Genomic DNA, 11,832 nt, shown 5'->3' with positions numbered 1-11,832 from the left:
ATGATTACACGTTAAAGCGGAAGTGCATGACGTCACCATCAGACACTATATATTCCTTTCCTTCTATTCTCAGACGGCCGTTGTCGCGCGCTGAAGATTCGGAACCGTATTTCACGTAGTCATCATAGGCAATTACTTCAGCCTTGATAAAACCTTTTTCAAAATCGGTGTGGATCACGCTGGCAGCCTGTGGAGCCTTCCATCCTCTGTGGATAGTCCAGGCACGTACTTCCTGCACGCCGGCAGTGAAGTAGGTAATGAGGTTGAGCAGGTGATAGGCAGAGCGGATCAGGCGGTTGAGGCCTGGCTCGGAAAGGCCGTATTCACCGAGGAACAATTCCTTATCTGCCGGATCTTCCATTTCGGAGATCTGTGCTTCAATGGTATTGTTCATCACGATCACTTCAGCATTTTCAGCCTTTACGGATTCTTTCAGCGCTTCAGAGTATTTGTTGCCGGTATGCAATGAAGCCTCATCTACGTTGGCTACGTAAAGTACCGGTTTTTCGGTCAGCAGGAACAGGTCAGCGATTGCTACACGTTCTTCCTTGCTCAGGCCCAGTTCACGGATGTTACGGCCTTTTTCGAGGTGTTCCTGGCATCTTTTCAGAACTTCAAATTCTGCTTTTGCCTTGGGGTCACCACCGGTCTTAGCCATTTTTTCCGTACGGCTCACTTTACGTTCTACGCTGTCGAGATCTTTCAGCTGCAGTTCAGTATCGATAATTTCCTTGTCACTAACGGGGTTGATAGCACCTTCTTCGCGGAGGATGTTATCATCTTCGAAGCAACGGATTACATGCACGATGGCATCTACCTCGCGGATGTTGGCCAGGAATTTATTACCCAGCCCTTCACCTTTACTGGCACCTTTTACCAGGCCGGCGATGTCCACAAACTCGATAGTAGTAGGTACGATACGCTGCGGTTGTACCAGCTCGGCCAGTTTGTCAATACGAGTGTCCGGCACGTCTACCTGTCCTACGTTGGGTTCTATAGTACAGAAGCGGTAGTTGCTGGCCTGCGCCTTAGCGCTGTTACTCACCGCGTTAAATAATGTCGATTTCCCTACATTCGGCAATCCTACAATTCCAACTTGCAAAGCCATTTTTTAAAATTTGCGCAAAGATAAGTTTATTTTAGTTTATTTGTTGCTTGAATAAACCAATAATCTAATGGCATTAAACTACGTTTGGCTGGGCTTTTTCCTGATCGCGTTTGTAGTAGCAGTTTTTAAGTCGGTGTTTTTACAGGATACAGCCATCTTTGGAGACATTATGAATGGCATGTTATCCAGCGCCAAAACCGGAGCAGAGATCTCCCTGGGGCTGGCCGGCGTAATGACACTCTGGCTGGGCATTATGAAAGTAGGCGAAGTCGCCGGTATGATCAACCGCTTCTCCAGACTGGTCAATCCTTTTTTCTCCAAGCTCTTCCCTGAAGTCCCTAAAGGACACCCTGCCATGGGATCTATGATGATGAACTTTTCCGCCAGTATGCTGGGGCTCGACAATGCGGCCACTCCGATGGGGCTGAAAGCCATGAAGGAGCTGCAGGAGCTGAATCCCAAGCCAGACACTGCCAGTAATCCCCAGATTATGTTTCTGGTATTGAATACCGCCGGTGTGATCCTTATCCCTACCTCGGTGATCGCACTCAGAAAAGCGGCCGGTGCCGCCAATCCCGCTGATATCTTCGTCCCTACCCTCATATCTACTTTTGTTGCATTTATAATAGGTATGTTTACAGTATCCCTTTATCAACGCATCAATCTGTTCAAATTGCCTGTACTGGTATTTCTGGGCGGTTTTGCCTCCCTGGTAACCGGACTGTATTTCTGGGTGCGTCATATGCCTGCAGAAAAGATAGGCCCCACTATGAGCAACCTCGGCGGTGGCATCATCTTTACCATCGTAATCCTTTTCCTCGGCGCAGGCATTGTTAAAAAAATTAATGTATACGACAGTTTTATAGAAGGAGCCAAAGAAGGGTTTCAGGTATCCGTCCGGATCATTCCCTACCTGGTGGGCATCCTGGTAGCCATCAGTGTATTCCGTACCACCGGTTGTATGGACTATCTCATCAACGCTATTGCAGGCCTGTTTTCCTGGATGGGCTTCAACACTGATTTCGTACCGGCGTTGCCGATAGCCATCATGAAACCTTTAAGTGGCGGCGGCGCCAGAGGCCTGATGATAGAAGTGATGACCCGCTATGGGGCAGACTCCTTCCAGGGTAAGCTGGCCAGTGTGATACAAGGCACTACAGAGACTACTTTTTATGTGCTGGCCGTATACTTTGGTTCTGTTAACATCAAGAATACGCGCTATGCGCTTACCGCAGGTCTGATTGCCGACTTTTTCGGATTACTGTCTGCAATCCTGCTGGCGTATCTCTTTTTCCACTAGCCACTCAAACCTTGTATAATAAAACCTATGTTACAACCTAGAAAACTTCATGAAGACTGGATTGCGGTGATCATCGCTTTCCTGACCATCACCCTGGTGGTGGCCGGACTGAAGCCAGCCTTGCCTAAATACAGCTGGTCATCCGGAGGCGACTTGTTAGCCCAGGTATCGGACACGTCCAACCTCCTGCGTATATGCACCTTGTTTTTATGGGTACTGGGTAGTCTCCTGCTGGCCCGGTTTCTGGCAGGTGATTTCAAACCCACCGCGCTGATATCCGGCCTGCTGGCCATCGTGCTTATTTCCCTGCTGGCACAGCTTATCACGACCAATAAAACCATCAAAGACCTGGGCATAGAAGTAGTGCTGTTCAGCCTGATACTGGGCTTATTTATCAGCAATGTGATTGGTCTTCCTGCATGGATCAAACCGGCCCTCCAAACAGAGCTATACATTAAAATAGGACTGGTACTGCTGGGCACCAACATCATCTTTGGTGATATCCTGCAGGCTGGTATGCTGGGTATTATCCAGTCAGTAGTGGTGGTATTTACCGTCTGGTATTTCTCCTTTTGGCTATGCCGGATGTTGGGCCTGGACGATGAGTTCCGTATGATGATCTCCAGTGCCGTATCTATCTGCGGCGTATCTGCAGCCATCGCTACCTCCGGCGCTATCGAAGGAGATAACAAAAAACTCTCGCATGTGATTTCGCTGGTGATGATCGTAGCCATTCCGATGATGCTGTTTATGCCGTATATCGCCATCTGGGCTGGCATGTCACCGGCTGTAGCGGGCGCCTGGCTGGGTGGTACCATCGACACATCCGGTGCCGTAGTGGCCGCCGGCACCATGCTGGGCAAAGAAGCGCTCAAATACGCCACCATCGTCAAGTTCTCCCAGAACGTACTGCTGGGGCTCGCCGCTTTCCTGATATCCCTGTACTGGTCTTACACCAAAAAGAAAGCAAACTACGAAAAGCCCACCCTGCGCACCATTTGGGAACGCTTCCCCAAATTTGTACTGGGCTTTATCGCCGCCTCCCTCCTGTTCTCCTTCGTATTGCCGTCCACGGTAGTAGCCGATACCAAAGGAGCCCTGAAGGAAATACAAACCTATTGGTTTGCGCTCGCCTTTACCTGCATAGGACTGGAAACAAAATTCACCGATATTTTTAAAGTTGAAAATGGTAAACCCGCACTTGCTTTTATCATTGCCCAACTGTTTAATATATTCTTTACGTTGATTGTGGCGTATCTGGTATTCAAGTAACTGTATGGAACATAAAAGCCCCCTTGAAACACTGATCAACACCAGAGAACCAGCATGGCCCGATGTATTATCCTGGATTGACAGTGCTACCAATAAAGTAGAAATACTGCCTGTTACTGAAAGTAAAGCCCGTGAAACACTATACGAAGTGCAGGTAACGACGCGGTCTCCTATGGGTGCTATCATTTTTAATAGTGGTGGTATACTTATAGATCAGGGCTGGATAAGAATACTGGGATCAGGGCATCCTAAAATGAACCGAACCTTACATTCCTGGAATTGGGACAAAACATTATTCCAGGATAACAGCTCAGGATACCTGCTGGTGGCCGATGATGCTGTGGGTGGCTATTTTGCTGTTAACGGTGGTGGTCTTGGTAGTGATAAAGGCAAGACCTATTACTTTGATCCTGCTACCCTGAAATGGGAGCCCCTTGACATTACCTATACGGAGTTTTTGTTGTTTTGTTTCGAGGGAGATCTGGCTGATTTTTATAAGGATCTGCGCTGGGATAACTGGCAACAGGAAGTTGCCCGGCTGGATGGCAATCATGTCTTTAATTTTTTCCCCATGCTTTGGACCAAAGAAGGACATGACATCCATAAAGTTTCCAGAAAAGAAGTACCGGTAGAAGAACAGTATAGCTTTAATCAACATATACTACAGCAGCTGGAAGGAGAAAAATAGGAAGAGGGTGTCAAACACCCTCTTCCTATTTTCGCTGTGATCATCTCTCTAGCTTCCGCTCATCAGGAGCATCAGCAGCATCACCTGCATCACAGCTGCCACCAGGTTTTATCCGTCAGCTTCACACTCGGCACATTAGCTCCATTCCGGCTTTTCTCTGAATCCGGATATGCCACTCTTCTGATAAAAGTGGGCAGCTGAGCATTAACAGGCATATTGAAGTCCTGGTATTGATAATCATAACGACGTGCGTCGTTCCAGGCGTCGGGATGCAGGAACTGCGCAACATATTTTTCTTTCAGAATGAGACCCAGGGTGATGTTGGCTTCCCCCACTCCTACAGCCGGATTGGCGAGATAGGCCTTACGCAGGGAGGAGTCTACTCCCAGTTTGTTCATATGAACAGTGATCCCCTGCAGATATGCCTGATAAGCCAGGGTTTTGTTTCCACTGCGGAAAGCTGCTTCCGCCTGGATGAAGCGGGCCTCAGTGTTGGTCACTACCAGCAGCGGGGCTCCGGGTTTGGAATAAAAACCTTTCTGCGAAAGATAACATTCTTCTTTGTTGGTACCCGAACCAATGCGGCCCGCACCATTGATGGTGCCGCGATAATCACCGAAACGGGTGGTGTCGGTGATCAGGGGCAACCGCGGATCAAATACCCCAAAGGTTTTACCATTGAGGGCATTTACAAAGTGGGCGCTCAGCCAGCCATCCAGGAGGTTGTTGACATTGTTAACAGCAGCTGCGTTCCAGGGACTGAGTGATTGAAACAGTGTCAGCTGAGCATCATCTGAATTATCCGTATAGCCGTTGGCGAGGGCGGTGAGTACTGCCGCCGGATCGTAGTTTGCTTTTTTGGTAAGATGATTGAGCAGACGGGCTTTTACCGTATAGGCTGTTTTGACCCATGCACTTACCTTTCCTCCGTGTAACAGATCCTTTACCGGGTCCAGTGCATATTTGGATTCAGACTTCTTCAGCTGAGCGATGCCGTCATCAAGCAAAGCGACACATTGCAGGAATACGCTGTCATCGGGTGTGTAGCCCGGCTGCAGGATTTTGCTATTAAACGCCTGGGTATAGGGAACAGATCCCCAGAGGTCATTGAGCATTTCGAGGTTGATGGCCATCATCACTTCCGCAGCGCCCAGGTGCTGGGTAGCACCGGCAGTCCTGGCTTGTTCCATCAGGTCGTGGATGTCGGTCATATTGTCGTACAGTGCTTTCCAGGTGCTGGTATAGTCAGCCGCTTCGTAAGTGTCGCTGGCGCCGTTAGCATTGGGTGAAGCCAGGTACTGCGTAAAATAAGATGTGATATTACCAACACGGTAAACGTTATACGAAGTAAAGTAGGTGGTGGAGGCCAGCAGCCCGTTCATAGGAGGCACTACCGCCTGATTGGGATTGTCGTTGATATCCAGCTGTTTTTTACAACCAGCTGCGAGCAGGGCCAGTATGACTATATATAATATGGAGTGAATCCTTTTCATGGTCGAAACAGTTTTTAGAAGGTTACATTCAAAGAAGCCAGAAAACTGCGTGTAGTCGGGTACGTGAACCCGGCAAATGCATCGATGTTACTACCGGCATTAAACGAGCTGGATTCCGGATCGAAGCCGGTGTAGCGGGTATGTAACCAAAGATTGTTACCAGTAAGGGTAAGGCTGGCGGCAGAAATCAGGTGGGTGCGTGACAGCAATTGTGATGGCAGCTGCCAGGACAGACTGATATTACGCAGCCGTATCCACGACGCATCTTCCACGAAGTTTTCTGTGACACCGCGGTATACGTTCCGGTAAAAACCGCCACCATAGTTGCGGCCATCGGGACCTTTGGCCTGTTGCAGGTACACCACCTGTTTGTTGGGAGTACCATCGGGCAACACACCATCAAACACTTTGCTGGTAAAGCGGTCTGCGGTAATGGCTGATTCTCCGAAGGCACCCATAAAGTTAGCCAGCTGATTGTATTTCATAACACCCTGACGGGTATCTATCAGGAACGAAAGGCTGAGCGGGCCATAAGAGAAAGTATTGGAGATACTGCCGATCCATTTGGGTTGGGAATTACCCAGGTATTTCTGGGCAGAGTTGATCATAGGGAAGCCAGCCTGACTGCCGGAAGCAGCTATCTGAATGGGACGGCTGTAATCGATGAGGATACCGTTGTCGGGCTGCCCTCCGGAATAACGCTGGTAGCTGGTGCCGAAAATAGCTCCTACCGGATATCCCGGAATATATTTCATGGTAGCGGTAGAACCAGCATAACCAAACTGGCTGCCCACCACTACTTCCGACAGTTCTTTACCCAGACTCAGTACTTCATTACGATTGGCAGAGAAATTAACCCGCACGTCCCAACGAAATTTCTCCTGTTTTACAGGTGTAGCGCTAAGGGCTATTTCCACGCCGCGGTTGCGGATGGAGCCGGCGTTGGTGTAGAAGTCCTCATAGCCGGTAGCACTCGATAGCTTCACCGGTATCAGGAGGTCGGTGCTTTTGGAAGTATACCAGGCAAAGTCAACGCCTATACGATCATGCAGGAATCGTAATTCGGCACCAGCTTCAAACGTGTTGGTGAACTCCGGTTTGAGGTTGGCATCACCGAGGCGGTCGGCGCGGGTCCAGCCGATGATGGTATTACCGATTGGACCGTTTGCCAATGGCGTATAGCCATAGCCGGTATTGTAGGGTAAGGCGTCTTTACCCACCCTGGCCCAGGAGGCTCTGAGCTTGCCGAATGACAGTATATTTTCCGGCAATTTCAGGTGTTCCGTAAAAATGTAGGCCAGGCTGACAGAAGGATAAAAGAAGGCCCGGTTGTTGACCGGCAGTGAGGAACTGATATCTGTTCTGCCGGAAAGGGTGAGGTACAGCCAGCGGTCCCATGACAGGGTCCAATCGCCGAAAAGGCCCAGGAGATAATAGTTTTCGAGGTACTGGTTGGACACGATCTTTTTAGCGTTCTGCATGATGAGCAGGTCCGGAATATCGAGGGTATCCCCTTCGGTGGACAGTCGTTTCAGCCGGCGATCAAACAGGTCGTGGCCCAGTTTGAGATCGGAAGTAAGTTTGGGGGTGATATTGTTTTTGAAATTGAGGATCAGGGTAGAACTGAGTGACCGCTGATTGAGCGTGTATTCGTTGACGAAACCGAAGCCGTTATCGGTATTGACCACTTCTCCGACGATGCCTTTGGGACCGGGGCCGGTATGGCGGCGGTTGTCAGTATAAAAGTCGGTACCGGCGCGGTACAGGATATCGAGCCATTTAAAGGGCGAATAGGTAAAGTTAATATTGCCGATTACGCGGTTCACATTATCACCAAACCGGTTACTATATAAAGTATAGATGGGGTTGTCGGTAGCACCGTAGGTTTGCTGGGTACCATCGGGTTTCAGGTAGTCACGCATATTCCAGCGTGGCGACCAGTAAATCATCTGTTCTCCGTAGCGGTCGGCATTGGCACGGTTGCCACCGGAATTGATATAGTTGAGGGCTACGCCCATTTTGAATTTTTCGCTGAAGCGGACATCTCCGCTCACCCTGGCGGAATAGTTCTGGTAGTTACTGAAGGGGATGATACCGTTTTGATTGAACTGGGATAACGAGGCCGCATATACGACTTTATCAGTCCCTCCGCTGACGGCCAGTGTGTTGCGATACTGGCTGCCGGTATTGTATGCCTGTTTGTAGTTGTTATAGAGGGCTGCCGGATGATCGGGGTCCAGTTTACGGGCATCTTCCACGGAAGGCCCCCATGCCGGCCAGAAGCTCTGGTTGTCATAAGTACCATTGTTTCCCTGGGAGTATTGCAACTGTACGTCCGGCGTTTTGCCTACTTTATCGAAGCCGGCAGCGGTAGTAAAACTAACGCGGGTACGACCTGCCTTGCCGGATTTAGTGGTGATGATAATGGCACCGCTGGCGGCCCGAAGGCCATACAAAGCAGTGGCTGCCCCACCTTTCAGGACAGAAATACTTTCGATATCATCAGGGTTAATATCGGCAGCGCGGTTGCTCATGCCCCTGGTATCGGCGCCACCGGTGGTATAGGTGTTGTTGTCCATGGTAATCCCATCGATGACAAAAAGCGGCTGATTATCACGGGTAGGGTCCAGGGAGTTGATACCCCTGATCAGGATACGGGAACCCTGTCCGGGTGCTCCGCCACCGCCGGAGATCTGGACGCCGGCTACTTTTCCCTGGAGGGCGTTCACTACGTTGGATTGCCGTGACTGGACAAGATCTGCCCCCGACACATCCTGGATAGCATATCCAACAGCTCTTTTTTCCTTTTTGATGCCCATGGCTGTAACCACTACCTGGTCGAGGCTGCGGGCGTCGGGATGCAAGGTTACTGTCAGGGTGGTCTGGGTTCCTGCAGATACCTCCTGGGTAAGGTAACCAATAAAACTAAAAATAAGGGTACTGTGGTTAGCAGGTACTTCGATCCTGAAATGGCCTTCTACGTCGGTAGTGGTGCCTCTGGCACCTCCTTTTACCTGTACAGTGACACCTGGTAATGCAGTATTGCTGCCGGCAGCAATGACACGGCCTGTGAGCGTGCGGGGTTGGGCATAAAGCGTGCGGGAGAATACAAGAAGAAAGCCCACCACCAGCAGCCATCTGAAAGTTGACTTCATGGTGAAGATTAGATTTTGGTTTAATGATGTGTATAAGTTACATCATATATATTCAAAATCCATGCGGCCTCCCTACATTAAATAAAAAAAGATTGTATTTGTTGAATACAACATAATACAATCTTTCGCTAAAAATATTAAAAACGTTTATCCGGCAACGTTAATGATGCCATTGACGGTTTTTACAAAATCATCTGCGCCGGAGGGACTGATCACCCATTTACGGGTCCTTGATTCGATCAGGACCAGATTTTCCCGGTTGGTGCACCAGCGTTGATACTTTCCTATTTCGGCAGAGCGATAGGTACCAAGATATCCGAATATACCACCCATTCCCATCATACGGCTGCTGGTACCCAGTTCTTCTTCCGTGATACTGCGCAGGCGCACAATATCTTCAAACAGGATGGTAATGGGAAACAGTGCTCTTTTAATCACCAGGCCTTCTGCGGTGATTTTGTAATACCGGGGGCTCAGGCAGGCAGCTGCTATGATGGCCGGGACCAGGATAAACAACAGCACGCTGGTAGTGGTGGAATCATGATTAACATCGGTAACCTGTCTGCACAGAATAACGAGGGTAATGATGATGATCAGGTTTGTAACGATCCTGGAGTTGTCATCCAGGGTGGCAGCATATCTCATAAAGTCCTGTCCTTTAGTTCACTTAGAAAGATAGTAAAAATATGTTATATGGAATCATACTTCCCGGTTTTTTCTTCGATGGTCACATCCTGATCTTTTTTTATCTGCATTTTTATATACACCAGCAGTTGGGATGCTCCGGCTTTAAAACACACTTCCTGGGTTTTGCGCACTACTTCCATCAGCTCTTCATAGGTTCCTTCCATCACTGTTTCGAAGGGGCATACTCTGTATTTTACACCGGAGTCGCGGATAACGGCAATGGCTTCATCTACTACGGCATATACCTGTTCGGAAGGTACGGAAGGAAGGATCTGAAGGGCTAAATTGATCTTGTTGTTCATCATTTCTCCTTAATTTTTTATATTGATTACTAGTATTTTATGAAGATTTATTTCACTATTGATTGAAGCAAAATCCTTACGAATGTAAGGTATAATCTGATGAGGAAGGTAAAAAACATGTAGACTTCGCTTAAATCAACTTAACAAACAATCATCATAAATATCTATAAATCAACAAAATAAAAAAATCAACATAAAGTAATCATCTAACTAAAAAATAACAGAAAATATAACCCCGCTCCTACTTTTTCACTACCTGATAAAGATCTTTTCGTATATCCTTCATCGTTTGAACACTTCCGAATGCATGCAGTTCTTTCAATAAAACAAGATCCACATCCACCACCACTACCATCTCTGTATTAGGTGTAGACTCGGCCTTAATACCGGTTACCGGGAAGTTAAAATCGGAAGGTGTAAATACACAGGATTGTGCATATTGCAGGTCCATATTATTCACCTTGGGAAGGTTCCCAACGCAACCTGCGATGGCAACATAACACTCATTTTCCACGGCTCTTGCCTGAGCACAGAAACGGACACGGTTATACGCATGTTGGGTATCTGTCATAAAAGGCACAAAAAGAATCTGCATACCCTGCTCCGCCAGAATCCTGGACGGCTCCGGAAATTCCACATCATAACAAATCTGTATGCCTACCTTACCACAATCCGTATCAAAGACCCGGATGTCTGAACCACCCTTCATCCCCCAGGAAGCTACTTCCCCCGGCGTTGGATGGATCTTGATATAATGCTCCCAGGTGCCGTCCCGCCGGCATAAGTACGAGATATTGTGCAGTACTTCGTCGATCACGATAGGCATACTACCGGAAATGATATTGACATTGTAGGATACAGCATGCTCCAGGAACCGGTCGCGGAGTATTTCGGTGTATTTGGCCATTCCCCGGATCGCCCCCGCCGGGTCCAGCTGATTGAACTCCGCCATCAGGGGTGCGTTAAACAATTCCGGAAATACCACAAAATCGGATCCGTAGTCGCTCACTGCGTCAATAAAAAACTCCACTTGCTCCATAAAAACCTCAATGCTGCCATAATCCCGCATCTGCCACTGTACCAGCCCGATACGGACGGTAGATTTATTGTACCGGATCGTATCGCTGTCTTTTTCATAATAAATATTGAACCACTGTAAAAGGGTTGCAAACCCCTTCGATGCCTCATCATTGGGTAGATAGTTCTTAAGTATTTTCTTGACAGTAAAGTCGTTGGAGAACTGGAAGGTCAGCGTAGGATCGTAGATTTCCTTGTCCTGTACCTTCTCGATATATTGCCTGGGCGACATCTTGTCGGCATACTTTTCATAATTGGGGATACGACCACCCGCCACAATGCCTTCCAGGTTCAACTGCTCGCAGAGGGTCTTACGGGCATCGTACAGACGCCGTGCCAGGCGCTTACCCCGGAATTCCGGATGTACGAACACCTCAATGCCATACAGGATGTCCCCCTTAGGATTGTGCGTGTTAAACGTATAAAAACCGGTGATCTGTGCGTAGGTGTGGTTGTCGCCAAACTTATCATAGTCTACAATAATCGACAGGGCGCAACCTACCACCCTGTCATTAACGGTAACGGCTATCTGCCCTTCAGGGAATAATTTGATGAGCCGCTTAATGGTGGACTCTCCCCAATAACTCCCTGACATATCAGGATAGGCAGATTCCATGGATTCCCGAAGATCAAAATAATCTTCCGCAGTGAGGTTTCTGATTTCAACGGTATCTGACATGGTGTGATGCTTTTATCTGTAATTTAACTAATTCAAATAAGAAGTCCTGCCTTCCTCATTAACAAGAAAGC

General features: G+C 48.4%; 9 protein-coding genes. 3 read left to right on the top strand and 6 right to left on the bottom strand.

Annotated elements, in window-relative coordinates; all coding sequences use genetic code 11:
- Positions 1–4 precede the first annotated feature (4 nt).
- Positions 5–1,108, bottom strand: a complete 1,104-nt coding sequence (gene ychF, locus KD145_RS01545; protein ID WP_212004167.1) for a redox-regulated ATPase YchF — start codon at positions 1,106–1,108, stop codon at positions 5–7.
- 67 nt (positions 1,109–1,175) lie between these two features.
- Here ychF and KD145_RS01540 point away from each other — a divergent pair, with 67 nt between their 5' ends.
- Genes KD145_RS01540 through KD145_RS01530 form a run of 3 tightly spaced genes read left to right on the top strand, consistent with a single transcriptional unit; the run spans position 1,176 to position 4,368 of the window.
- Positions 1,176–2,408, top strand: coding sequence for a nucleoside recognition domain-containing protein (locus KD145_RS01540; protein ID WP_212004166.1), 1,233 nt, complete (start codon positions 1,176–1,178; stop codon positions 2,406–2,408).
- 27 nt (positions 2,409–2,435) lie between these two features.
- Positions 2,436–3,680, top strand: coding sequence for a YeiH family protein (locus KD145_RS01535; protein ID WP_212004165.1), 1,245 nt, complete (start codon positions 2,436–2,438; stop codon positions 3,678–3,680).
- Positions 3,681–3,684: 4 nt separating this feature from the next.
- Entirely contained in the window at positions 3,685–4,368 is a 684-nt protein-coding gene (locus KD145_RS01530; RefSeq protein ID WP_212004164.1) for a DUF2625 domain-containing protein, read from the top strand.
- An 89-nt stretch (positions 4,369–4,457) separates the two neighbouring features.
- Here KD145_RS01530 and KD145_RS01525 read toward each other — a convergent pair whose 3' ends face one another.
- From KD145_RS01525 to KD145_RS01505, 5 genes are all read right to left on the bottom strand, one after another.
- On the bottom strand, positions 4,458–5,861 hold the full coding sequence (locus KD145_RS01525) for a SusD/RagB family nutrient-binding outer membrane lipoprotein (protein ID WP_212004163.1): 1,404 nt from the start codon (positions 5,859–5,861) through the stop codon (positions 4,458–4,460).
- A 14-nt stretch (positions 5,862–5,875) separates the two neighbouring features.
- Positions 5,876–9,016, bottom strand: a complete 3,141-nt coding sequence (locus KD145_RS01520; protein ID WP_212004162.1) for a SusC/RagA family TonB-linked outer membrane protein — start codon at positions 9,014–9,016, stop codon at positions 5,876–5,878.
- A gap of 147 nt (positions 9,017–9,163) precedes the next feature.
- Positions 9,164–9,661: a PH domain-containing protein gene (locus KD145_RS01515; protein WP_212004161.1), complete on the bottom strand. Its 498-nt coding sequence runs from the start codon at positions 9,659–9,661 to the stop codon at positions 9,164–9,166.
- A gap of 44 nt (positions 9,662–9,705) precedes the next feature.
- The gene (locus KD145_RS01510) at positions 9,706–10,008 is read right to left on the bottom strand and encodes a thiamine-binding protein (RefSeq protein WP_245957660.1); all 303 of its coding nucleotides are present in this window, start codon (positions 10,006–10,008) and stop codon (positions 9,706–9,708) included.
- A 238-nt stretch (positions 10,009–10,246) separates the two neighbouring features.
- On the bottom strand, positions 10,247–11,761 hold the full coding sequence (locus tag KD145_RS01505; protein WP_212004160.1) for a bifunctional GNAT family N-acetyltransferase/carbon-nitrogen hydrolase family protein: 1,515 nt from the start codon (positions 11,759–11,761) through the stop codon (positions 10,247–10,249).
- Between the last annotated feature and the right edge of the window lie 71 nt (positions 11,762–11,832).

It is taken from the genome of Chitinophaga sp. HK235, from assembly GCF_018255755.1.
In the GTDB taxonomy this organism is placed as follows: domain Bacteria; phylum Bacteroidota; class Bacteroidia; order Chitinophagales; family Chitinophagaceae; genus Chitinophaga.
This window is presented reverse-complemented; position numbering and strand designations above follow the sequence as displayed.

What these genes read in the sequence shown, in the direction of transcription:
- KD145_RS01535 (WP_212004165.1), top strand. Translation starts at nt 2,436, where the DNA reads ATGTTACAACCTAGAAAACTTCATGAAGACTGGATTGCGGTGATCATC.
- ychF (WP_212004167.1), bottom strand. Translation starts at nt 1,108, where the DNA reads ATGGCTTTGCAAGTTGGAATTGTAGGATTGCCGAATGTAGGGAAATCG.
- KD145_RS01530 (WP_212004164.1), top strand. Translation starts at nt 3,685, where the DNA reads ATGGAACATAAAAGCCCCCTTGAAACACTGATCAACACCAGAGAACCA.
- KD145_RS01505 (WP_212004160.1), bottom strand. Translation starts at nt 11,761, where the DNA reads ATGTCAGATACCGTTGAAATCAGAAACCTCACTGCGGAAGATTATTTT.
- KD145_RS01540 (WP_212004166.1), top strand. Translation starts at nt 1,176, where the DNA reads ATGGCATTAAACTACGTTTGGCTGGGCTTTTTCCTGATCGCGTTTGTA.
- KD145_RS01510 (WP_245957660.1), bottom strand. Translation starts at nt 10,008, where the DNA reads ATGATGAACAACAAGATCAATTTAGCCCTTCAGATCCTTCCTTCCGTA.
- KD145_RS01525 (WP_212004163.1), bottom strand. Translation starts at nt 5,861, where the DNA reads ATGAAAAGGATTCACTCCATATTATATATAGTCATACTGGCCCTGCTC.
- KD145_RS01515 (WP_212004161.1), bottom strand. Translation starts at nt 9,661, where the DNA reads ATGAGATATGCTGCCACCCTGGATGACAACTCCAGGATCGTTACAAAC.
- KD145_RS01520 (WP_212004162.1), bottom strand. Translation starts at nt 9,016, where the DNA reads ATGAAGTCAACTTTCAGATGGCTGCTGGTGGTGGGCTTTCTTCTTGTA.